The sequence below is a fragment of the Klebsiella sp. GL120222-02 genome, from assembly GCF_003097195.1.
Classification (GTDB): Bacteria; Pseudomonadota; Gammaproteobacteria; order Enterobacterales; family Enterobacteriaceae; genus Klebsiella; species Klebsiella variicola.
This window is the reverse complement of record NZ_QEQO01000001.1, coordinates 1,014,161-1,036,618: the sequence shown is the minus strand read 5'-3', so window position 1 is coordinate 1,036,618 and position 22,458 is coordinate 1,014,161. Positions and strand designations below refer to the sequence as shown.

Below are 22,458 nucleotides of genomic sequence, written 5' to 3'. Positions count from 1 at the left end.
GTTTTCTGCATATCTGAAAGCTATTACTCATTCTGGTGATTTATGGACGATTTAACCCTGCGTTATTACGACGCTGAAATGCGCTACCTGCTGGAAGCGGGTGAAGAGTTTGCCCGTGCTCATCCTGAGCAGGCGGCAATGCTCAATCTCGACAAAGCGGGCGCCCGCGACCCCTTTGTTGAGCGCCTGTTTGAAGGTTTTGCCTTCCTGATGGGCCGCATGCGCGAGAAGCTCGATGACGATCTGCCTGAGCTGACCGAAGGCGTGGTCAGTCTGCTGTGGCCACATTATTTACGTACCATTCCCTCGATGTCGGTCGTGGAATTCACCCCCGACTGGCCGGAAATGAAAGAGCCGATGACGATGGTCAAAGGCTTTGAAGTGCTTTCCCGGCCGATCGGTGAAAAGGGCACGCGCTGCCGGTACACCACCACCAAAGCGATCGCTCTGCAGCCGTTATCCCTTGAGCTAGCTCGGCTGGCCACCGATACGGATGGCCGGTCGGTGATCACGCTGCGCTTTAACTGCAGCCAGCTGACTGACTGGAGCCGGGTCGATCTCAGTCATATCCCGCTCTACTGTAACGCCGATGCGCCGCTGGCCTGCGCCATGCACGAGGCCTTTACCCTCAATGTGGCCCGGATGTGGCTGCGTATGCCTGATGAGGTAGACAGAAGGCCGCTGGACGGGTATTTCAGCGCGCTGGGATTTGGCGAGGATGACGGCCTCTGGCCTGAAGATGGCCGCAGTTTTCGTGGTTACCAGCTGCTGCTGGAGTATTTTACCTTCCGCGAAAAGTTCATGTTCATCGATCTGCGCGGGCTGGAGACGGTGGCTTTTCCGGCCGGGATGGAGTGGTTTGAAATCGACGTCGTGCTGGCGGAACGCTGGGGACATGACTTCCGCTTCAGCGAAAAGCAGCTGCGCCTGCACTGCGTGCCAGTGATCAACCTGTTTCCGCTGGAGTCCGATCCGCTGACCATCAATTCCCTGCAGACCGAATACCCGCTGCGCCCGATGCGCGTGCAGGACGGCCACACCGAAATTTACACCGTCGATTCCGTGATCTCCTCGCACCAGCAGATTTACGCGCCGTTCTCAAGTTTTCGCCACAAAGGCGGCATGATGCGTCATGACGCGGCGGAATATTACTATCATACCCGGGTGCGCCGTGGCCCCTCCGGGCTGTACAACACCTGGCTTATCGTCGGCGGGGAAGCCTTTGACAATCATACCGTACCGGAAGATGAAAGCCTGTCGCTGACCCTCACCGGAACTAACGGCCAACTGCCGCGTCGCGCGCTGCAGAGCACCGTACTCGATACGGTGATGAAAACCACTTCCGCCAGCGTCGCGGTGCGTAACCTCTGCGCACCAACGCTGCCGTGCTATCCCCCGGCCCAGGACCGCTTTCACTGGCGGGTGCTGAGCCATCTGGGCAGCAGTTTTCTTTCCCTGATGGACAACGCTGAAGTCCTGCGCGGCACCCTGGCGCTGTATGAATGGACCGACAGCGAGATGAATCGTCGGCGTCTGGAAGCCATCCTCGACGTGAATCACCGCGCGACAGAGCGCTTTGCACAGGGCCATCTGGTGCGTGGCGTGCAGATTGAAGTCACCCTCGACACTCACGGCTTTGCCGGACGAGGCGACATATGCCTGTTTGGCGAGATGCTTAGCCGCTTCTTTGCGCTCTACACCGACATCTACTTGTTCAACCGCCTGATTATCATTCTGCAACCAACCGGAGAACGACTGGAATGGGAAGAGAAGCACAGCCGACGCATTCCCGGCTGAACCCGCGGCTGGAAGCCGACCTGCCGCGGATCAATTTTTACCGCTTCTGCCAGCTTCTGGAAAAGCGGCGTCCCGGCCAACCGCTGATGGGGGGAACCAGCCATCCAACTGACGATCCGGTGCGTTTTTACCCGCATCCGGGAATGGGATTTCCCGCCAGCGAACTGAAAGCCGTGGAATACGATGAGGCCGATGACTGCGGGCCGCCGGTCATTCGCACCACCTTTATGGGGTTGTACGGTGTCGATTCGCCGCTCCCGACGGCATATCTCGATGATATCGCCCAGCGCAGGGAAGGGCATGAAGCGCTGCAGGGCTTACTGGATATCTTCAGCCACCGGATCATGACGCAGTTTTACCGCATCTGGCGGAAATACTCCTGGCCCGCCACTTTTGAGCCTGGCGGCACCGATCGTCTCTCGCAGTCGCTGCTGGGCCTGGCGGGGTTGGGCATCCCCGGCACGACGCAGCATATCGCTTCGCCGGCGTCGCGCTTTCTGGCGCTAACTGGCGTGCTGCGGCAGCCTGGCAAAACCCAGCAGGGGATCCAGGCGCTGGTCACCCTGCTGGCCCCGGAGACCACCGTCAGGGTGAGCCCCTACAGCCTGCGTCCGGTGGCGATCAGCCAGCCGCTGGGGTTTTACGGCGATGACGACTTCTTACTGGACGGCAATACGCCGCTGGGTGACGAAGCGATGGACGCCAGCAGCCAGCTCCTCGTCGCCCTTACCACTGACAATCCCGCGGAGGCGCAGGGGTGGAAGCCTGACGGCCCGCTGTTTCGGGACTTTCTCATCCTGCTGCGGGTATACCTCGGCTGGCGATTCCGGGCCAACATCATCCTGACCGCGCCGACCCGACTGCTGGCTGTCCCGCCGCTGGGGGACGAGCCGTTCTGGCTCGGTATGAACGGCGTGCTGGGTGTGGGGGAGGGCGAGTGTCAGGACGATATTCCTCAGACCTTTACCACCGAGCTGGGTACCTATACGGGCCTGCAGCCTGCCACCTTTCTACAAGGAAACCGACGTGTCACGTACAAGTTTGACTAAAACCGCTTGCCTGCTGCCCCTGCTTGCGCTTTGTCTGAGCGGGTGCGGGCTCACCCAGCGTGTCTCGGAGGGGACCAAAACCGCCTTCAACGCCGTTTTTTATAAGAAAATTAATACGCTGCATCTGGACTTTACCGCGCGTGAAGCGCTCAACACCGATGCCAGAGAGAATCACTCGCTCTCTGAACCGGTGGTGGTGCGCATCTATCAGCTTAAAGATCGCCAGACCTTTGACCGGCTGGTTTACCAGCAACTGCTGGAGGAGGGGGATATTCTGCTCGCCGCCGATCTCCTCGCCAGTCGCGATGTGGTGATCAGTCCCGGAGGGGATGCCAGTCTGAATATGCCGCTGGAAGCAGAGGCGACGTTCGTGGCGGTTGTCGGCCTGTTCCGCCATCCGGACACAGACAGGAATACCTGGAAGCAGGTGCTGGGGCGTGAGGAATTGGATCCGGACAAGCCGCGCATTTTTACTGCCGAACACAACCAGCTACGGCTCAGGCCTGAAGCGGCGAAGTAACGTCGAAAACAAACATTTGTGGCGGGGCTATCGCGCCAGTTCGCCCCCAATCTTCGTAACCAGCGAACGGGCGATAACCATCTTCATCCAGCCCACCGGCTTCACCACAGCACAGGGAGATAACGTGACAGCGAGGGAACGTTTTTTTAAGAAACTGCAGCAACAGCAAAATCCGCAGCGGACAGCGGCCCTCGACGGGTCGGCCGCCGCGGATATCGCCAGGTTTCGCCAGCAGATGGCGGCGCTGGCTCAGCAGATAAGTCAGTGGTTTGATGGAACCGGTATCGAGGTGGTGATTTCGACCCGCCATCTCCACGACCTGAGCACCCTTGGCTACAGCCTCAACAGCGGCATCTGCCGCTACGATATCCCGGCCATTCGTCTGCAAAACGGCGAGCGCAGCGTCAATATCGTGCCGCAGCAGCTGTTGGATGGCGTGGAAAAGGGGATCGTGACGCTGAGTCTCGAGACACCCGGCGGTACGGGTTCCCGGGAGGTGTATTATCTGAGCCTGGCCCCGGAGGATGGCTGGATGATCCGCAAGGCGCATCAGCCCCCGCAAGCGCGGCTGATGCTTACTGAAGATCGCTTTTTTATGGCGGTCGACAGCCTGGCCTGAAGATCCCTGACAGGCGATGACGTTCCCGCGGCGGCGGTGCAAAGCGCGCATCGCCGCCCGGGGATATCAGGCGCCAAACGCGCCGTCGATGGTGTGCATGGCGCCCGTGACAAATGACGCCTCCGGACCGGCCAGCCACGCCACCATTCCCGCCACCTCTTCCGGGCGGCCATGGCGCTTAATGGCCATAAAGCTGTGCATCAGCTCTTTCATCGGACCGTTCTCCGGGTTGGCGTCGGTATCAACAGGGCCGGGCTGGACGACGTTGACCGTGATGCCGCGCGGGCCAAAATCACGCGCCAGGCCACGCGCCAGCCCCTGCAGGGCCGATTTGCTGACCGCATAGGCCGCCATTCCCGGCACCGGCATGCGATCGCCATTGACCGAACCGATGACAATAATGCGCCCGCCTTCCGGCATGCGGCGCGCCGCTTCCACGGAGGCATGGTAGGGGGCATGAATATTGATGCGGAACAGGCGATCGATGGCATCGCTGTCCTGCTCGAGGGCATCGCCGAAAATGGCGATCCCGGCATTGACCACTAACACGTCCAGCGGGCCGCTGTCGCGGACCAGGCTTATCACCGCATCACGATCGGCGCTATCCGCCTGCACCGCCGTGCTGCCGGTCTCCGCCGCCAGCCGCTCGGCCGCTTCCGGCGAACCGGAATAGCTAAACACCACCGATGCGCCATCGGCGACAAAACGCCTGACGATCGCCGCGCCAATTCCCCGACTCCCGCCTAAAACCAGCACTGATTTGTTGTGAAATGCTGTCATATCCCGTACCTCATGATATTGTAGTGATGATTACAATATGCTGCGGCAAAACAGGCTGTCAAGGATTAATATAGTGACTACTACAAAACCAGGACGTACTCCGGGGCGTCCCCGCCAGTTTGATGCGGAACAGGCCATTGCAACGGCGCAACGCCTCTTCCACGCGCGAGGCTACGACGCGGTGAGCGTGGCCGATCTGACCCAGGCTTTCGGCATCAACCCCCCAAGCTTTTATGCCGCTTTTGGCAGTAAGCTCGGGCTGTATACCCGCGTCCTGCAGCGCTACAGCCAGACCGGGGCCATTCCCATTGATGCCCTGCTGCGAGACGACCAGCCGGTGGCGGCGTCGCTCATCGCCGTGCTACAGGAGGCGGCTCGCCGCTATGTGGCCGATCCGACCGCCGCTGGCTGCCTGGTGCTGGAGGGGGGTCATTGTCAGGATGCTGATGCCCGGGTGGCGGCAGGCGAATGGCATGCTGCGGCAAGAGCCAAAATCCAGCAGTATGTCGCCCGTCATCGCCCGCAGGACGCGCTGCGGGTGACTGACTATATGGATACGCTGATGCTTGGCCTGTCGGCGAAAGCGCGGGAAGGGGATAGTCTGCCGCGTCTTCTGGAGACCGTGCGGCTGGCAGGCCTGGCGCTGGAGCGCATCCTGCCAGCCTGAGTCGTCAGATGGTTTGTCCGCCCGACACCTCGATCCGCTGGGCGGTCACCCAGCGGTTATCGTCGCGCAGCAGGCTGGCGATCATCGGCCCAATATCCTCGGGAACGCCCACCCGTCCCAGCGCCGTCATGGCGGCAAACTGCGCGTTAACCCCCGCGTCGTCCCGCACCAGCCCGCCGCCAAAATCGGTGGCGATAGCCCCGGGGGCGATGGTATTGACGGTGATGCCGCGTCCGCCCAGCTCGCGGGCCATGTACACGCTCAGCATCTCCACGGCCGCTTTGGCCGCAGCGTAAGCGGAGAAGCCAGGATAGGAGACGCGGGTCAGCCCGGAGGAGAAGTTAACGATCCGTCCGCCGTCTGCCAGCAGCGGCAGCAGGGTTTGTACGAGGAAAAATACCCCCTTAACGTGGACGTTAAACAGCCCGTCGAACTGCGCTTCGCGCGTTTCGGCCAGCGGGGCGAATTCGCCGTGCCCTGCGTTATTGATCAGGTGGTCGAAAGTGGCCCGCCCCCAGACGCTGGCCAGCGCGCTGCCGAGGCTGTCGGCGAAGGCCGGGAAGCTGGCGGTTTGCGCCATATCCAGCGGCAGGGCGATGGCCTTGCGCCCCAGGGCGCGGATGTCGGCGACCACCTCTTCCGCCTGTTCGAGATTGCCGCGGCAGGTGACGATGACATCCCCACCCTGGCGGGCGATATCCAGTGCAGTCTGACGGCCAAGGCCGCGGTTGGCGCCGGTAATAAGTGCAATCTTAGTCATGTTCGGTCCTCTCTGGTATGTTGAGGCTCTACGATAGGGGCCGCGCGTCAGGCCGGGTTGCCCAATCCTTGTTATTTTTTGCCCATTTCTCTCCGTTCACTCCCTTTTCCCGGGAAATAGCGCATACTCAGGCTTTAAAACTTGCCTGAAAGGAACTTATGCGCGACGCCCTGTTCGATCTCTGCCGCCGGTTTGCCGATGCTCATGTCGATAGCAGCGGGGTGGCGGTTACCCCGGTTCCCGGCATCACCTTGGTGCGGGCCCTGCATCCTGGCGATCTACAGGCGGCTATCGCCAGGCCGCTGGTGGCCATGCTGCTCCAGGGGCGTAAGAGCGTGACCACCGGCCTGGTGAGCTTTGACTATGGCCCGGGGGAGGCGATGGTGATTGCCGCGGATGTCCCCACCACCAGCCAGATCACCGAGGCCAGTCAGCGTTTTCCCTATTACGCGCTGGTGCTGGAGCTGGACCTGGCTATCCTGCGCGAGCTGCAGGAGGCCGGGCCGTCAGGGCCGGATGAGGCGCCCCGCGTCGGTATCGAACCGATGAATGCCGATGTGACGGACGCCGCTTACCGGCTGGCAAGACTGTTTGATCAACCGGGGGCGCTGGCGGTGCTGGGGGAAGGTCTGCGGCGGGAGCTGCATTACTGGCTGTTGCAGAGTGTCCACGGGCCGGCCATTCGGGCGCTGGGCGCCGTAGACAGCCATTCAGCGCGGATCCGCCGGGCGGTGGCGATGCTGCGCCGGGATTTTATGCAGCCAGTCAGCGTCGACGCGCTGGCCGACGCCGCCGGGATGAGCGTCTCTGTCTTTCACCGTCATTTCCGCGCCATGACCACGCTGTCGCCGCTGCAGTTTCAGAAGCAGTTACGCCTGATCCACGCCCGCCGCCTGATGTTGGCGGAAGGGATGAGCATTGCGCAGGCTGCCGGGGAGGTGGGCTATATCAGCGTGTCGCAGTTCACCCGGGAATACGCTCGCCTGTACGGCGCGCCGCCGGGCCGCGATCGTCGACGGGAAAAAATGAGCGCCTGACCTGGCGCGCGGGCTGGCGGCAGCTCATCCCTGAGCCTGACGCCGGTGGTTTAGTCCGCGATTTTCGCCGTGATATGCACTTTGTTGCCCATCCGCGCTTCAGTGATGCGATAGGTAGTCGCGCCCTCGCGGGCGGCCTGCTGGCGGATTTTGCTCTCCGCATGGTCCAGGGTATCGCCGGTGGCGGTGATGGATCTGGCATTTGCCGCCAGGGGCAGCAGACAACTCAATACGATCAGTGGAATCAACTTGTTCATCGTCATTCTGTCCTGTGAGAGAAAATCAGCGCGCGGTCTGCAGCCAGCCGGCAATGTCCTGGGTCGGCAGCTGGTGGCGGGCATTCCAGGTGTCGCCCATCGGCCACCACACGCCATCCCCCCGGGCGAAGGCGGCGCGATAGCGCAGCATGGCGTCATCCGGGTCTGTCCGTAGCTGCTCCAGCAGGGCGGGCAGGGTGTGGACGGCTTTGCTGAACGTCTGCTGCGTTACGCGCTCCACGGTATCTGCCAGCTGCCGGTAAGAGGTCGTTTCGCCGGCAACAAACACCACCTCGTTGACGATCCGCGGCTGATGCAGATAAATCGCCGTGGTCAGGCGGCCAATATCCGCCGGTGAGGTGACGGTCACCTGGGTATCCCAGCTGCCAAGGGCGTGAAGGGTTCGGTTGGATAAATTCACTACATCGAAGTCTGATTCGAAGAGAAAGCTGGTAAACATCCCGGTGGAGACAATGACCCACTCCGTGGCCCGCTGCGCGCGCAGCAGGGTCCGGACATCGTACTGCTCGTCCCAGACCGGCTGACCGCTGCCTTTGCCGACCACATCGTAATTGACGCCAAACTGCCAGGGAAAATAGCGGGGTACCCCGGCCGCCAGCACCGCGCGGGTAATTTTCAGCTGTGTCCCCGGACCGGCGACAAACCCCATGCAGTTAATCACGGTGGTGAATCCGCGAAACTGACCGGCCAGCGTCTCCATGGCGCTACCGGCGATGTCGACGGCGAGGAGGGTGGCTCCGGCGTCGGCCAGCGCCTGATGGTTTGCCGACCGCAGCTGGCCAGCTTCATCCCTGGCCGCCGGCGAGACGATAACCGAGACCGTGCCCTGGCGCTGGATCACCGCAGGCACCAGCGCATCGAGAACGGCGGCGCCCAGTTGTCCTGCTCCCAGCACCAATACCTTTTCCTCATGATTAAGATTATCAGTTTTCATTTTGACTCCTTGCTCAGTTAAGCCTTGTATTGACGGGCTACAGGCTCAGTGTAGGGGGGCGGGCATCATTCGATAAGAACAGGATTTCGGGTTAGACTGTTCGTGATAATGGGATAATAATTGCCGGGGGAGTACGAAATGGACAGACTGGATGCCATGCAGTTGTATGTTGCGGTTGTGGATGCCCACAGCTTCTCCCGTGCGGCGGAGGTGCTCGGGCAGCCGCGCTCCACGGTATCGCGGGTGGTGAAGGAGCTGGAAGCCTGGCTCGGGGCGCAGCTTCTCCAGCGCACCACCCGCAAGCTCAGCGTGACGGCGGAGGGTCGCCGGTATTATGAGGAGTGTAAAAGGCTGCTGGCCGAGATGGCGGCGATGGAAGCCTCTTTTCCCGGGCGCTCGGCTCAGCCCGCCGGGCGATTCAAGGTGGGGATGCCGCAATCCCTTGCCCGCCACTGCATTCTGCCGAGGATCGGCGAGTTTTTGCAGCAGTATCCCGACCTGGAGCTGATCCTCTGCTCAAGCGACAACGTGGAAGATATTATTCAGGAGGGATTCGACTGCGTGATCCGTACCGGGCGGATCGAAGATTCCACCACCCTGGTGGCGCGTCCTCTGGCCCGCTACCGCTGGATGGTCCTCGCCTCGCCGGCCTGGCTCGCGGCCCACGGCCGGCCGCAGAGCATCGACGATCTGCACCACCACCGGGCGGTGGGCTACCTGAACCACCGTACCGGGCGGACCATCGACTGGCTTTTCTCTCTCAATGACGGCGACTGCGCGATCCGTATGCAGGAGACGCTGGTGGTCGACGATACCGATGCCTATATCCAGGCCGGCGTTCAGGGGCTGGGCCTGATCCGCGTCGCCAGCTATCTGGCGCAGCCTTATCTGCAGAGCGGGGCGCTGGTCGCCTGTCTGGAGCAGGCCGCTTCTGATCTTCCCTTGTCGCTGGTCTATCCGCAAAACCGCTATCTGCCGCCGGCGGTGCGCGCGTTTTATGACTGGAGCAGGCACGTTCTGCAACCCCCGCTCAGCGAGGCCTGATGCCGGGGCATCGGCCCGGTTATTGACCGCGCATGGCCTGTTTTAACTTCGCCACCAGCCAGTTCAGCGCCGGATCCTGCGCCCGCCGTTTGTGCCGCAAAATGCACAGCGTAAATTCCGGATACGCTACCGGCGGAGCGTCCGCGCGCAGCGCATACTGCGCCTGCCAGCGCTGCGCCAGCCCCTGCGGGACGGTGGCGAACAGCGGCAGGGTGGTCAGCAGCAGGGGAAAGGTGGAGAAATTCTGCGTGGCAAAGCGCACGCGCCGCGCGAGTCCCTGGCTGGCGAGCTGGCGGTCTATTTCCCCGTGGCCGGTTTCACGATAGGCCACCATCACATGTTCCCGGGCGACAAAGTCGCTCACCGACAGCGGCCCGCGACAGGGGATCTGCTGCGGCGACCACAGGGTGGTGACTCCCATGGTCATCACCGGCTCGCTGACCACCTCCCCGCGGCTCTGTTTGTTGACAGACACCGCGACATCAATGCGCTCCTCCTCCAGCAGCTGGCGAACCTGGAAGGGGTCGGCGGCTATCGACTGCAGTGAGACCCCGGGCGCCTCCTGCATCATCCCGGGTAACAGCTGGGGCATCAGCCAGTGTTCGCTCCAGTCGCTGAGGCCGATGCGAAAAAGCTGCTGTGCGCGCGCCGGGACGAACTCCCCGGCGCCAAACATCGCCGAATGCAGGTTTTCCATCAGCGGCTGCAGGTCGGTCATCAGCGCTTGCGCCCGCGGCGTCGGCAGCATGCCTCTGGCGCTGCGCACGAACAGCGGGTCGTCAAACATCTCGCGCAGCCGCTTCAGCGCCCCGCTGATAGCCGGCTGGCCAAGGTGCAACACCTCTGCGGTGCGGGTGACGCTCGCTTCGCGGTATAGCACCATCAAGACCGTCAACAGATTCAGATCGATACGACTAAAATCATTTTCAATGATTTTCTTCATTATGATAATCAATTTGAATGTGGGTTATCCCGGCAGCATAGTGAATCTCACCCCGATAAATCAACCAGCGCAATGCGCGCGGAGGGTGTGATGCAAACTTACCAGACAGGCGATAGCCTGATTTTCAAAGTGCCGGAGCGCGAGATTACCCTGCAGTCGGCGGCGCTCTATCCACAGGCGTTCCCGGTAGTGGAGGCGGACAACGTTATTCAGTCGATTGCGCTGTCAATCCATAGCTGGGTGGTGCAGACCCCCTACGATCTGATTGTTATCGATACCGCCACCGGCAACGGTCGGGAGCGCGGCGGCAATCCGCTCTATCATCAACTTAACACGCCGTATCTGGAGAATCTCCGCGCCGCGGGAGTGAACCCGGAGGACGTGACCCTGGTGCTACTGACCCACCTGCATACCGACCATGTCGGATGGAATACCGTCCGGCAGGACGATCGCTGGGTGCCGCTGTTTCCCAACGCCCGCTACCTGTGCTCGGCAAAAGAGCTGACGCGGGTGAAAAACAGCGAACGCTACCGGGCGCTGTGGCTCGACAGCCTGCTGCCGGTGATCGAGGCCGGCCAGCTGGAAACCGTCGATGTGGCGGCCCGGCCACGGGTCGGCGGGCGGATCGACTTTATCCCCACCCCCGGCCACAGTCCGGACCATGCCGCGCTGATCCTCGCCGCTGGAGATGACTACGCCTGTTTCTCCGGCGATCTCCTTCATTCCCCGCTCCAGTTTGCCCATCCGCAGTGGAACTCAGCGTTCTGCGGCGATCCCCGACAGGCGGAAGCCTCCCGACGGGAGATGATGGCGTGGGGAGCCAGCCATCATGCTCAATGGTTCACCGGGCATTTTGCCGGGTCTTCCTGCGGCTGGCTGGAGGAGGATAAGCAAGGTGACTATCGCTGGCGAGAGGCCGGGCAACAAGCTGCAGATAAGGGGAAACAGTGATGAATAATGCGCAAAGCGTGTTGGTTTTTGGCGCGACCGGTCAGCAGGGCGGCTCGGTGGCGCGGGCGCTGCTGCACCGCGGCTGGCGGGTTCGGGCGCTGGTCAGGGATCCTTTCTCCGCCGGGGCCGCTGCGCTGGCGGCACGGGGAGCCGAGCTGGTGGTGGGTACCTTTGAAGACCGGGCGGCAATGCGATCGGCAATGGCCGGGGTCGACGGCGTCTTCAGCGTCCAGCCCAGTTCGCCGGGAGGGACGGTGACCGATGAGCAGGAGGTACGCTACGGGATAACCATCGCCGATCTCGCCGTCGAGTGCGGGGTGAAGCATCTGGTGTACAGCTCCGGCAGCGCGGCGGGGGAGACGCCCACCGGCGTAGCGCATTATGACACCAAAGCGGAAATTGAACGGCATATCCGCCGCCTGCCGCTGGTGGCGACCATCGTGCGTCCCGCCACCTTTATGGAGCTGTTGGTGATGCCCGGTTTTGGTCTTGATGAAGGTCATTTTCACTTTTTTATGCTGCCGGAGGGGAGGATGCAGGTGCTGGCGGTGGAGGATATCGGCCATCTTGTCGCGGCGGTTTTTGCCGCGCCAGCGCGGTTTGCCGGCAAGACGTTTGAGATCGCCAGCGACAGCGTGACCGGCCGTCAACTGGAGGCGTTATTCTCCGCGGCGGCGGGACGGCCGATCCCCTATTCGCGATTTTCCGATGAGGTGCTGGCCGCCAGCCCTTTTCTGCACAAGCTGACCGGGCTGGTGGACGACGGGCGGCTGGCCGGGCACGCCGACCTCGACGCCATGCGCCAGCTGCACCCGCAGCTGCACACCTTCGCCGGCTGGCTGTCCGGCCCTGGCCGTCCCGCCTTTGAGCGGGCGCTGACCAGCGGGGCCAACTGGGCGTTTAATCGTTAAAGGCGGGCGTACCGGTCACTCTCGAGGCGCGCTGTCTCGTCGGTGGCTGGCCGCCGCTAGGCGGCAGTCAGGATCGCGTCGGCCAGCACCGCTAAAATCCGCTCTGCGCGCGGGGCATGGGAGGGCTGCTCCCGTAGCCAGGCAAGCGCGGCAATCAGATCGAACAGTTCGTCTCCGCTGAGATCTGGCCGTGCCTGCCCGGCCTGCTGCGCGCGGGTCAGCAGCGACGTACCGGCGGCGCGCAGGGCAACGCAGGCGCTGTGCAGGGCGGACTCAGGATCGTCGATGGCGCTCATCAGCGGGGCGATGATCCCGCGATGCTGGTGGGTAAACGCCACGCTCTCGGCCAGCCACTCCAGCAGCGCCGCGGCAGGATCGGCGACGAGCAGAAGCGACTCAGCCCGGGCGGTTAGCGCCGCAAAGCGGCTGCGGAGCAGGGCTTCCAGCAGGCTGTCGCGGTTGGGAAAGTGGCGGTAGAGGGTTCCCATTCCGACCCCCGCCCGGCGGGCGATATCGCGCAGCGAGGCCTCGGCGCCTTGCTCCACAAACACTTCCCGGGCCACGTCGATCAACAGATCATAATTTTTTCTGGCATCAGCTCTCATTGGCGTCCCTTGACAATCGGAGCACTGCTCCATATATTCGGAGCACTGCTCCGTTAAATATAACGCATTTCCATATGAGGAGAAAGCGATGTCGACGCAGATGATGAAGGCCGTTCAACAGCACGCCTTTGGCGGGCCGGAAGTCCTGAGCTATGAGGATGCGCCACTGCCGGTCCTGCAGGCCGGCGAGGTGCTGGTGCAGGTGCACGCGGTGGGCGTGAACCCACCGGACAGCTATCTGCGCGATGGCTATCAACAGCTGCCCCCGGAATGGCGGCCCGAGGTCCGCTTTCCCTTGATCCTCGGGACCGATCTCTCCGGGATGGTGGTGGCGCGGGCGGATGACGTCCGGGAGGTGGCGGTCGGCGACGAAGTCTACGCCATGGCGCGATTTCCTGAAGGGGCGGCAGGGGGCAGCCGCGCTTACGCCGAGTACGTTAGCGTACCGGTCCGCGACCTGGCCCGCAAACCCCTAACCCTGAGCCATCAGCAGGCCGCCGCGGTGCCGATGTCGCTCCTCACCGCCTGGCAGTTCATGATCGATCCCGGGCATGAGGTGGCGAATCCGCTGCAGCCGGGGCCGCATCGGCCGGTGCCGCTGGCGGGTAAACGCGTTCTGGTCAACGGTGCGGCGGGCGGCGTTGGTCATTTCGCCGTACAGCTGGCGAAGTGGCAGGGCGCCGAGGTGATTGCCGTCGCCGCGGGCCGCCATGAAGCCTTTTTACGTCAGCTCGGCGCCGATGCCGTTATCGACTATACGACCACTGCGGTTGAGGAGGCGGTGCGTGACCTGGATCTGGTCATCGATGCCCCGGGCGGCCCGGCCAGCGGTCGTTTTCTGCGTACCCTGCGGCGCGGCGGCGCGCTGTACCCGATTTTTCCGCTCGGCTTTGCCGGGGCGGAAGAGGCGCGACAGCGCGGAGTGACGGTCTCGACCACCCAGGTGCGCTCCAGCGGCGCGCAGCTCGCCCGGCTTGCCGGCCTGCTGGACGCCGGAGTCATCCGGGTGGCGATTGACAGCGTTTTCCCCCTTGCGCAGGCGCAGATGGCGCACGAGCGAGCGGTGCAAGGTCGTCTGCAGGGCAAAATTGTGCTGTCGGTGATGGACTCGTCAGCGGAGTAATCCCCGGCGGCCAGGGTTACGTTTTTTCGCTTCTCCCGGCGGCGGACTAAAACAGCGCCAGCCGGGCGAGACGGTCCAGCGCGTTGCTCAGCGCGTCGTCGCCTGCCGTGAGGCTGATGCGAATGAACCCTTCACCCCCTTCGCCAAAACCAGTGCCTGGCGCCACCAGAATATGCGCTTCCTGCAGCAGCAGGCGGGCAAACTCCTGCGAACGGTAGCCGGGCGGCACGCCGAGCCAGAGGAAGAAAGTGCCTTGTGCGGCACGCGCCGGCCAGCGCAGCGCAGCCAGTCGACGCAGAACCCACTCCCGACGTTGATGATAGACCGCCGTCAGCTGCGCAATCCGTTCGGCCGGCAGGTTGAGCGCAGCGATCGCCGCATCCTGAATCGCGCCAAACACCGTGCTGTAGCTATGGGTGTGCAGCTTTTTAAACGCCCGGATAATCGAGGCGTTGCCGACCGCGAAGCCGAAGCGCCAGCCGGCCATATTAAAGGTCTTGGAAAAAGTATAGGTTTCCACTCCCCATGCTTTCGCGTCGGGCTGGGAGAAGAGGCTCAGCGGCGCATCGCTGGCTGCGCTGCCGATGGCCGCATAGGCAAAATCATGGAGGATCGGCACCTGGTGACGACGGGCAAATTGCAGAGCGCTGGCGAACAGCGCCGGCGTGGCGAGGGCGCCGGTTGGATTATGCGGGTAGTTAAGCACCACCAGCCCGGCCTTGTCAGCCACCTCCCGGGGGAGGTCGTTAAAATCCGGCAGGAAATGGTTCTCCGCCCTGAGCGGCAGGCCATAAAACGTTGCCTGGGACTGCAGCGCCGCCGAGCGGTAAATCGGATAGCAGGGATCGGTGGAGATCAGATATTGACCGGGGCTGAGCAGCGCCCGCGGGATGCCGCCAATGCCGATATGCGAACCCTGAAACACGGCGACTTCGCTGTGCGGATCGAGTTCCACATCATACTGCCGGCGATAGAACTGGGCGATCGCCTCGCGTACCTGTGGTTTGCCCCAGAACGACGGGTAGCCATGGTTTTCACGACGATGAATGGCGCTCTGCAGCGAGTCAATCACTTCCGGCGGAGTGGGTTGATCCGGACTGCCGCTGGAAAGATCGATCAGCGGTAGCGCTTCGGTGTTGACCTCCGCGGCCAGTTTTTCCAGCAAGCTGAACAGATTCTCTTCCAGCGCGTCCACCAGCGGCGAAGCAGTAAAATCAGGCATAACATTCCCGGTTTAAGTCACGAATAATTAGCCATCTTTAAGGGATTTATTGCGCCTGGCTAAATAACAAAAAACGCAAAGGATTCTTGTTTTTAGGATATGTCGATATAGCAAAAGTTAATGAGGAATTAGCAAAAGGAAATCCGGCGTTCTGGCTTACAACCCACAGTCGGCTGTGATTTAATCGCTCAATATCGCCAACCTTCCAGGAAAATACCTTATGAACAAGTCAGTTGCGCTCGGGATGACTCTCGCCCTGTTGTCGGCCACCTCTTTTTATGCCGCCGCCGACGAACATCTTATTCGCGTCGGCTTTAACCCCGGGCCGTACAAAGAACAATTTGAGAAAGGCGTTGCGCCCTATTTATTGAGTAAAGGGTATAAAATCGAATATAAGGATTTCAGCGACGGTATTCAGGTGAATGATGCAGTAGCCCGCGGGGATATCGAAGCGAATATTATGCAGCATCCGGTATATCTGAAAGCGATCAATGAGCGGCTGGGGATTGATAACGTGGGCATTGTGCAGGTCCCCACGCCGCCGATGGGGCTGTACGGCGGTAAACTGACCACCCTGGGGACGCCGGCGGCAGGGACCGTCGTGTCGGTACCGAACCAGCCGTCAAACGAATATCGCGCGGTGCTGGTGCTGCAGAGCCTGGGCTGGGTGAAGGTCAAACCGGACAGCGACCCCGCCACCTTTTCGCAGCGCAATATCGTTGATAATCCCTACAAAATTGTCCTCAAAGAGATGGATAATGCCCAGCAGGTTCGCGCTCTGCCGGACGTCGACTATGGCCTGATTCAGGGCAATTTCGCCGTCTCCAGCGGTATGTCCCTGACCTCGGCATTAAAGCTGGAGGCAGCCACCAGCCATTTTATTAATGTTGTGACCGTCGCCGGTAAAAATCAGAAGGCGCAGTTTGCCAAAGATATTATCGATGGCTACCACTCTGTCGATTTCAAAAAATATATTCTCAGCCATCCACAGTATGATGGTTACCTGCTTCCTGATTATTTAAAATGAATAACGCGATGATAGAGTTTCGCCACGTCAGTAAAAGCTTTTTCAGGAAAGGACATCCGGTTCTGGCCTTGCAGGATATTAATCTCAGCATTGAACGAGGCGATATTTTCGGCATTATTGGCTACAGCGGGGCAGGAAAAAGCACCTTATTACGGCTGATTAATCGTCTGGAAACGCCTGGCGAGGGCGAGGTGCTGTTAAACGGCGAGCCGCTACAGGCCTGCAGCGGCCAGCGCCTGCAGGCCATCAAAAAAGATATCGGCATGATCTTTCAGAATTTTAATCTGCTGAATTCGAAAACCGTTTTCCATAACATCGCCATCCCGCTGATTTTACAAGGCCGCGACAAGGCCTTTATCCAGGCGCGGGTGGCGGAACTGCTGGCGTTCGTCGATCTGAGCGACAAAATCCACAGCTACCCTAATGAGCTGTCGGGTGGACAAAAGCAGCGGGTCGGTATTGCCCGGGCGCTCGCCACCAACCCGTCGGTGCTGCTGTGCGATGAAGCCACCTCGGCGCTCGATCCCCACACCACGGTGCAGATCTTACTGCTCTTGCAGGAGATTAATCGCCGCTATGGCATCACCATCGTACTGATCACCCATGAGATGTCGGTGATCCAGAAAATCTGTCACAAGGTGGCGGTGATGCAGGCGGGCCGTATCGTTGAGCAGGGGACGGTTTTCGACCTCTTTGCCCAGCCGCAGCATCCGGTAACGGCCAGTTTCGTGCAGTCGGTGGTGCACGATCGTCTGCCGCAGCGGGTGGAGTCGCTCCTGCAGCGCGATAACGGCGCCCGGGCTATACGCCTCGAATTTATCGGCGCGACGGCGCAGCAGCCGATCATTAACCACCTGATCCGCGAGTATGCTGTCGAGGTGAATATCCTGTTTGCCAGCATGTCTGAAGTTCAGGGCCGGATTCTGGGATTTATGATTGTGCAACTCCTCGGCGAGCCTGACGAAACCGACCGCGCCATCACCCATCTGGCCGATGCAGGAGTGAAAATCACCCATGTTTGATCTTATTGATACCGCCATTACCGGCGATCAGTTTCTGCTGGCGCTGCATGACACGCTGATTATGGTCGCCGTCTCGCTGGGCTTTGGCGCGCTGATCGGCGTACCGTTAGGGATTGTGCTGGTGGTTTGCCGTCCCGGCGGCATCGTGGCCAACCCGGTGGTGCATCAGGCGCTGAATCCGCTGATTAACGTGCTGCGTTCGCTGCCGTTTATCATTTTGCTGATTGTGATCCTGCCCTTTACCCGACTGCTGGTGGGCACCACTATCGGCACCGCGGGGGCCATCGTGCCGCTGATCGTTTTTGTCGCCCCCTACATTGCCCGGCTGGTGGAGAGCTCACTGCTGGAGGTGGATGAGGGGATCCTCGAAGCCGCGGATGCGATGGGCGCAACCCCCCTGCAGACGGTCTGGCATTTTATGCTGCCGGAGGCGGCAGCGTCGCTGATTCTGGCCCTTACCACGGCGACCATCGGCCTGCTTGGTGCGACCGCCATGGCAGGAACGGTGGGCGGCGGCGGTATTGGCGACCTGGCGATCACCTATGGCTATCAGCGCTTCGACGCCTTTGCCACCCTCACCACCGCCCTGGTGCTGATTGTGATTGTCCAGCTCATTCAGACGCTGGGCACCCGCCTGGCTCGCCGACTGCGTCGCGAATAACCGTCGTCCCGCCGCGGGGTAACCGCGGTTCGCGGGACAGCGGCTTAGCGCGTGGAGACCGCGGCAAAGGCATGGGCGACTCGCGCAATATTCCCGTGGTTGAGCCCGGCCACGCAGACCCGACCGCTGGCGATCAGGTAAATGCCGTGCTCTTCACGCAGGATGTCCACCTGCCGGGTGCTAAAGCCGGTATAACTGAACATGCCGCGCTGGGTCAGCAGATAGGAAAAATCACCCTCCGGCTGGGCGGCCTGCAGGGCCGTCACCAGCGCGACGCGCATGGCGCTGATGCGGGTGCGCATGGCTTCCACTTCTTCCTGCCACAAGGCGTTCAGCGCGGGAGCGTTGAGCACCTGCGATACCACCTGGGCGCCAAACCCCGGCGGGCTGGAGTAGTTGCGCCGCACGGTGGCTTTCAGCTGGCCCAGCACGCGCCCGGCGATATCGGCATTGTCGCAGACCACTGACAGGCCGCCAACCCGCTCGCCATACAGCGAAAATATCTTGGAAAACGAGTTGCTGACCAGCGCCGTCAGCCCGGCGCTGGCGATGGCGCGAATGGCATAGGCATCCTCGTCCAGTCCGCGGCCGAAGCCCTGGTAGGCGATATCAAGGAATGGGATCAGCTCCCGGGCGATCAGCACCTCAATCACGCGATCCCACTGCTCGCGGGTGAGATCGGCCCCCGTCGGGTTATGGCAGCAAGGGTGAAGCAGCACAATGCTGCGCGGCGGCAGCTGCTGGAGGGCGGCGAGCATAGCGGGGAAATTCACCCCGCGGGTGGCGCTGTCGAACCAGGGATAGGTATGTACCTCAAAGCCGGCGCCGGCAAAGATGGCAACGTGGTTCTCCCAGGTTGGATCGCTGACCCAGACCGCGGAGTCGGGGAAGTAGCGCTTGAGGAAATCAGCGCCCACCTTTAGCGCGCCGGAGCCCCCCAGCGTCTGGATGGTGGCGATGCGTCCGGCACGCAACGCCGGATGATTGTCGCCAAACAGCAGGGTCTGGACCGCACGGCGATAGGGCGCCAGCCCCTCCATCGGCAGATAAAGGCTGGCCTTTTGCTGCTGACTCTGCAGCCGGTCAGCGGCCTGACGGACCGCCTCCAGCTGGGGAATAATGGCCTGCTCGTTATAGTACAGCCCGATGCTGAGGTTAACTTTGTCTGCCCGGGGATCCTGTTGAAAGGCTTCCATCAGCGACAGGATAGGATCGCCCGCATAGGCGTCAACGTTCTGAAACACAGTGGTTACTCCTGAAATGACCGTCAAAGGTGAAGCCATTACACCGCGTAGCGTCCGGGACGGTGGTTCATGGCGATAATCGAATTCAAAATCACGGCGCCGAGGATAGAGACCAGCAGCATCGGCAGGCTTACTACCCACAGCGAGGCGGTGACGATGCAGGCGTCAACCACCATCTGGAATTTACCGGCGCGGATGCCGCTTTTGTCCTGCAGATAGAGGGCCAGAATATTAACGCCGCCGAGGCTCGCTTTATGGCGAAACAGCACCACAAAGCCGATGCCGACCATGATGTTGCCGAAGAGGGTGGCGTAATAGGGGTTCAGGCGATCGACATGAATAAAGTAACCGTGCAGGTCAGAGAACAGGGACACCAGTCCGACCGCGCAGAAGGTTTTCAGCGTGAAGGCGGCGCCCATCCGCCGGACGGAGAGCCAATAGAAAGGCAGGTTAATGACGAAGAAGACCACGCCAAACGGCAGGTGGGTGGCATAGTGGATCAGAAAGGCCATACCTGCCGTTCCGCCGGTCAGGGCGCCGGCCTGGCGAAATAAAATAATGCCAAAGGAGATCATCAGCGTGCCGAACAGCAGCGCCAGGGTATCCTCCAGCCAGGTGTGGGTCAGTTTTTCGGGGGAAAGGATATTATCCATAAATAAGCACTATCTTTTCGTTAACAAGGATAAGTCCTTGTTTGCAAAAATCGCACCAGAGGAGGGGGCCGGGCGATCGTTTGCGGAAAAAACAGGCGCTATTCAGCCTAACGTATTGTTATGCCAAAAATAGAAAATTGCACGACTCATGCGATTTTCTGCAATCCATTGCGCAAACCGTGCAAATTATCACGCTGTGATGCATTGACTAACCCTGCGTTTGCACCAGCGCAGGGCATCATGCCCTGATTCAGCGCAGCGGATCCGGGCCCGGCATCAGTTGGCCATTCTCTTTAAGGCGGTTGAGTATCACCGCGGTTTTCAGGTGGGCGACCCCTTTGTTTTGCGCCAGAATATGGCTGATCAAATGGCTCAGACCGGGCAGGTCCGGGACCGTCACCCGCAGCAGATAATCGGCGTCGCCGGTGGTTTTCCAGGCATCCAGAATGGCGTCCACTTCACTGAGCATCTGGTGAAAGCTCTCCACGCATTGCGGGGTGTGATTCAGCAAGCGCACTTCTATCAGGCCCAGCATTTCCTGCCCGGCAGCATCCGGCGCCAGCCGCGCATGATAGCCGAGGATAAGCTGCGCCTGTTCAAGGGCGATGCGGCGCCGTGAACACTGGGAGGCGGACAGGCCGATGAGATCGCTCAGTTCCTGATTGGTCAAACGGCCATTGGCCTGCAGCAGGGTGAGAATTTTCAAATCATAGTCGTCGATGTTGTACATGGTGGCCACTAATGGAACGTCAGAGTGATTAACAGCCTAACAGCTTTTTGCCCGCCGTGAAGTCTGACGACAGGGCGGCGACGCCGGCGCACCAAAACGGGTCAGCTTTATGCATGAGAAGGCTGTTTTTCTCATGATATGTGCAATTTCAGGCGGTTTATTGCGCGTTATGTTTGGCCTGGCGGCGCATGACTCACGCCCCAGAACAGACGGATAAATAATATTTTAATAAAATTCAATATATTGCTCTTGCTCTTATGGCGGGATGCTGCGCCCTGGCCTGAAAGTTGCTATCGCCGAAGGTGACTTTTTTACAGACAGGGGCAGGTCAGAGATGACAACGCAGCAAGAGCATCAGTTAAAACGTGGGTTAAAAAACCGCCACATCCAGTTGATCGCCCTCGGGGGCGCGGTCGGCACCGGACTGTTTTTAGGTATCGCGCAGACGATCCGTATGGCAGGCCCCTCGGTCCTGCTGGGCTACGCCATCGCCGGAGCGATCGCCTTCTTCATCATGCGACAACTTGGCGAGATGGTGGTAGAGGAGCCGGTGGCGGGGTCGTTCAGCCATTTCGCCAACCGCTACTGGGGGCCTTTCGCCGGGTTTATGTCCGGCTGGAATTACTGGGTGTTGTATGTGCTGGTGAGCATGGCGGAGCTGACGGCGGTGGGGATCTATATTCAGTACTGGTGGCCGGAAGTACCCGCCTGGCTGTCGGCGGCGATCTTCTTCGTGGCGATCAACGCCATCAACCTGACGAATGTCAAAGTGTATGGCGAGCTGGAGTTTTGGTTCTCGATTGTCAAAGTGGCCGCCATCATCAGCATGATCGCCTTTGGCAGCTATCTGTTATTTAGCGGCCACGGCGGCCCGGCGGCGACGGTGGCCAACCTGTGGCAGGACGGGGGATTTTTCCCTAACGGTATCACGGGCTTAGTAATGGCGATGGCGGTAATCATGTTCTCCTTCGGCGGGCTTGAGCTGGTGGGGATCACCGCGGCGGAAGCCGACGAACCGCATAAAACCATTCCCAAAGCCACCAACCAGGTGATCTACCGTATTCTGCTGTTTTATGTGGGTTCGCTGGCGGTCCTGCTGTCACTCTATCCCTGGCGTAACGTCGTGGAGGGGGGTAGCCCCTTTGTGCTGATCTTTCATGCCATTGACAGCAATATTGTGGCCAACGCTCTCAATCTGGTGGTGCTCACCGCCGCGCTGTCGGTCTACAACAGCTGTGTGTACTGCAACAGCCGGATGCTGTTCGGCCTGGCTCAGCAGGGCAATGCTCCGCGGGCGCTGCTGCGGGTTAACCGCCGGGGGATCCCGTTGACCGCGCTGGCGGTATCTGCCGTCGCCACGGCGCTTTGCGTGGTGATTAACTATGTGATGCCTGGTAAAGCGTTTGGCCTGCTGATGGCGCTGGTGGTGGCGGCCCTGGTGATTAACTGGGCGATGATCTGCATCACCCATCTCAAGTTTCGTCGCGCTATGCAGCGGGTCGGGAAGGTAACGGCCTTCCAAAGCCTCGGCTATCCCCTGACTAACTGGCTGTGCCTGCTGTTTCTCGCCGGGATCCTCGTGGTGATGTATCTGACTCCCGACATCCGCATCTCCGTCTGCCTGATCCCGGTATGGCTGCTGATCCTCGCCGCAGGCTATCTGCTGCGGAAGAAAAGCGCCCCGGCGCTGGTGGCGATGAAAGAAGGTTAATCGCCAACACCCTGCCGGGCGGCAGGGTGATATTCTCATCGTGAAAATAACGTCAATACTTCTAGTGGATTTTATAATTCCTATAAATGATAACCGGACATGTTAATCTGGGAATAGATGACATGAACATGCTTTTTATTGATCTTGCGTGGCGCTTTGGTAATATCCCG

The 22,458-nt window shown here is 60.8% G+C and carries 24 protein-coding genes; 14 read left to right on the top strand and 10 right to left on the bottom strand.

Annotated elements, in window-relative coordinates; all coding sequences use genetic code 11:
* The first annotated feature begins 42 nt into the window (after positions 1 to 42).
* The 4 genes from tssF to N438_RS05185 all read left to right on the top strand — a co-directional run bounded on the left by tssF (position 43) and on the right by N438_RS05185 (position 3,985).
* On the top strand, positions 43 to 1,797 hold the full coding sequence (tssF, locus tag N438_RS05200) for a type VI secretion system baseplate subunit TssF (protein ID WP_116696158.1): 1,755 nt from the start codon (positions 43 to 45) through the stop codon (positions 1,795 to 1,797).
* A complete protein-coding gene (gene tssG, locus N438_RS05195) occupies positions 1,761 to 2,846 on the top strand; it encodes a type VI secretion system baseplate subunit TssG (protein ID WP_060619088.1) in 1,086 nt (361 codons plus the stop codon). Before tssF ends, tssG begins: the two co-directional genes overlap by 37 nt.
* Positions 2,824 to 3,366, top strand: coding sequence for a type VI secretion system lipoprotein TssJ (gene tssJ / locus N438_RS05190; protein WP_116696157.1), 543 nt, complete (start codon positions 2,824 to 2,826; stop codon positions 3,364 to 3,366). Before tssG ends, tssJ begins: the two co-directional genes overlap by 23 nt.
* A gap of 124 nt (positions 3,367 to 3,490) precedes the next feature.
* Positions 3,491 to 3,985, top strand: a complete 495-nt coding sequence (locus tag N438_RS05185; protein WP_116696156.1) for a hypothetical protein — start codon at positions 3,491 to 3,493, stop codon at positions 3,983 to 3,985.
* A gap of 66 nt (positions 3,986 to 4,051) precedes the next feature.
* On the opposite strand, the gene bdcA is transcribed toward N438_RS05185, so the two are convergent.
* On the bottom strand, positions 4,052 to 4,765 hold the full coding sequence (bdcA, locus tag N438_RS05180) for an SDR family oxidoreductase (RefSeq protein WP_008805173.1): 714 nt from the start codon (positions 4,763 to 4,765) through the stop codon (positions 4,052 to 4,054).
* Between the two features lie 73 nt (positions 4,766 to 4,838).
* On the opposite strand from bdcA, the gene N438_RS05175 reads away from it, so the two are divergent.
* Positions 4,839 to 5,432, top strand: coding sequence for a TetR/AcrR family transcriptional regulator (locus N438_RS05175; protein WP_116696155.1), 594 nt, complete (start codon positions 4,839 to 4,841; stop codon positions 5,430 to 5,432).
* A 4-nt stretch (positions 5,433 to 5,436) separates the two neighbouring features.
* On the opposite strand, the gene N438_RS05170 is transcribed toward N438_RS05175, so the two are convergent.
* Positions 5,437 to 6,192, bottom strand: coding sequence for an SDR family oxidoreductase (locus tag N438_RS05170; RefSeq protein WP_022066352.1), 756 nt, complete (start codon positions 6,190 to 6,192; stop codon positions 5,437 to 5,439).
* Between the two features lie 158 nt (positions 6,193 to 6,350).
* Here N438_RS05170 and N438_RS05165 point away from each other — a divergent pair, with 158 nt between their 5' ends.
* A complete protein-coding gene (locus N438_RS05165; RefSeq protein ID WP_110216776.1) occupies positions 6,351 to 7,229 on the top strand; it encodes an AraC family transcriptional regulator in 879 nt (292 codons plus the stop codon).
* Positions 7,230 to 7,279: 50 nt separating this feature from the next.
* Here N438_RS05165 and N438_RS05160 read toward each other — a convergent pair whose 3' ends face one another.
* A complete protein-coding gene (locus tag N438_RS05160; protein ID WP_116696154.1) occupies positions 7,280 to 7,486 on the bottom strand; it encodes a DUF1471 domain-containing protein in 207 nt (68 codons plus the stop codon).
* 25 nt (positions 7,487 to 7,511) lie between these two features.
* Positions 7,512 to 8,441 carry an aromatic alcohol reductase gene (locus N438_RS05155; protein WP_060619085.1) on the bottom strand — a complete coding sequence of 310 codons (930 nt, stop codon included), beginning with the start codon at positions 8,439 to 8,441 and terminating at the stop codon, positions 7,512 to 7,514.
* Positions 8,442 to 8,579: 138 nt separating this feature from the next.
* On the opposite strand from N438_RS05155, the gene N438_RS05150 reads away from it, so the two are divergent.
* Entirely contained in the window at positions 8,580 to 9,485 is a 906-nt protein-coding gene (locus tag N438_RS05150) for a LysR family transcriptional regulator (RefSeq protein WP_116696153.1), read from the top strand.
* 19 nt (positions 9,486 to 9,504) lie between these two features.
* Here the strand turns inward: N438_RS05150 and N438_RS05145 are convergent, their stop codons facing one another.
* On the bottom strand, positions 9,505 to 10,428 hold the full coding sequence (locus tag N438_RS05145) for a LysR family transcriptional regulator (protein ID WP_116696152.1): 924 nt from the start codon (positions 10,426 to 10,428) through the stop codon (positions 9,505 to 9,507).
* A gap of 87 nt (positions 10,429 to 10,515) precedes the next feature.
* Here N438_RS05145 and N438_RS05140 point away from each other — a divergent pair, with 87 nt between their 5' ends.
* Together N438_RS05140 and N438_RS05135 are read left to right on the top strand one after the other, a co-directional pair.
* Positions 10,516 to 11,379 carry an MBL fold metallo-hydrolase gene (locus tag N438_RS05140; RefSeq protein WP_165786006.1) on the top strand — a complete coding sequence of 288 codons (864 nt, stop codon included), beginning with the start codon at positions 10,516 to 10,518 and terminating at the stop codon, positions 11,377 to 11,379.
* The gene (locus tag N438_RS05135; protein WP_072045725.1) at positions 11,379 to 12,290 is read left to right on the top strand and encodes an NmrA/HSCARG family protein; all 912 of its coding nucleotides are present in this window, start codon (positions 11,379 to 11,381) and stop codon (positions 12,288 to 12,290) included. The genes N438_RS05140 and N438_RS05135 overlap by 1 nt, the downstream gene beginning before the upstream one ends.
* 56 nt (positions 12,291 to 12,346) lie before the next feature.
* Here N438_RS05135 and N438_RS05130 read toward each other — a convergent pair whose 3' ends face one another.
* Positions 12,347 to 12,895, bottom strand: a complete 549-nt coding sequence (locus N438_RS05130; RefSeq protein ID WP_023297494.1) for a TetR/AcrR family transcriptional regulator — start codon at positions 12,893 to 12,895, stop codon at positions 12,347 to 12,349.
* An 88-nt stretch (positions 12,896 to 12,983) separates the two neighbouring features.
* Between N438_RS05130 and N438_RS05125 the strand changes: the two genes are divergently transcribed.
* Positions 12,984 to 14,018 (top strand): NADP-dependent oxidoreductase, encoded by a 1,035-nt coding sequence (locus N438_RS05125; RefSeq protein ID WP_110220436.1) that lies wholly within the window; start codon positions 12,984 to 12,986, stop codon positions 14,016 to 14,018.
* Positions 14,019 to 14,064: 46 nt separating this feature from the next.
* Here the strand turns inward: N438_RS05125 and N438_RS05120 are convergent, their stop codons facing one another.
* Positions 14,065 to 15,240: an aminotransferase class I/II-fold pyridoxal phosphate-dependent enzyme gene (locus N438_RS05120; protein WP_016160885.1), complete on the bottom strand. Its 1,176-nt coding sequence runs from the start codon at positions 15,238 to 15,240 to the stop codon at positions 14,065 to 14,067.
* A gap of 220 nt (positions 15,241 to 15,460) precedes the next feature.
* Between N438_RS05120 and N438_RS05115 the strand changes: the two genes are divergently transcribed.
* From N438_RS05115 to N438_RS05105, 3 genes are read left to right on the top strand one after another with little or no spacing between them, the layout of a single operon-like run.
* Entirely contained in the window at positions 15,461 to 16,267 is an 807-nt protein-coding gene (locus N438_RS05115) for a MetQ/NlpA family ABC transporter substrate-binding protein (RefSeq protein ID WP_116696151.1), read from the top strand.
* An 8-nt stretch (positions 16,268 to 16,275) separates the two neighbouring features.
* A complete protein-coding gene (locus N438_RS05110; protein WP_116696168.1) occupies positions 16,276 to 17,289 on the top strand; it encodes an ATP-binding cassette domain-containing protein in 1,014 nt (337 codons plus the stop codon).
* Positions 17,282 to 17,950, top strand: a complete 669-nt coding sequence (locus tag N438_RS05105; RefSeq protein WP_004892563.1) for a methionine ABC transporter permease — start codon at positions 17,282 to 17,284, stop codon at positions 17,948 to 17,950. The genes N438_RS05110 and N438_RS05105 overlap by 8 nt, the downstream gene beginning before the upstream one ends.
* Before the next feature lie 44 nt (positions 17,951 to 17,994).
* On the opposite strand, the gene N438_RS05100 is transcribed toward N438_RS05105, so the two are convergent.
* From N438_RS05100 to N438_RS05090, 3 genes are all read right to left on the bottom strand, one after another.
* A complete protein-coding gene (locus N438_RS05100) occupies positions 17,995 to 19,194 on the bottom strand; it encodes an amino acid aminotransferase (RefSeq protein WP_046621253.1) in 1,200 nt (399 codons plus the stop codon).
* Positions 19,195 to 19,232: 38 nt separating this feature from the next.
* Positions 19,233 to 19,847: a YitT family protein gene (locus N438_RS05095; protein WP_002902402.1), complete on the bottom strand. Its 615-nt coding sequence runs from the start codon at positions 19,845 to 19,847 to the stop codon at positions 19,233 to 19,235.
* A 250-nt stretch (positions 19,848 to 20,097) separates the two neighbouring features.
* Entirely contained in the window at positions 20,098 to 20,577 is a 480-nt protein-coding gene (locus tag N438_RS05090; protein WP_008805158.1) for an Lrp/AsnC family transcriptional regulator, read from the bottom strand.
* A 334-nt stretch (positions 20,578 to 20,911) separates the two neighbouring features.
* On the opposite strand from N438_RS05090, the gene N438_RS05085 reads away from it, so the two are divergent.
* On the top strand, positions 20,912 to 22,288 hold the full coding sequence (locus tag N438_RS05085; protein WP_064142435.1) for an amino acid permease: 1,377 nt from the start codon (positions 20,912 to 20,914) through the stop codon (positions 22,286 to 22,288).
* The last annotated feature ends 170 nt before the right edge of the window (positions 22,289 to 22,458 follow it).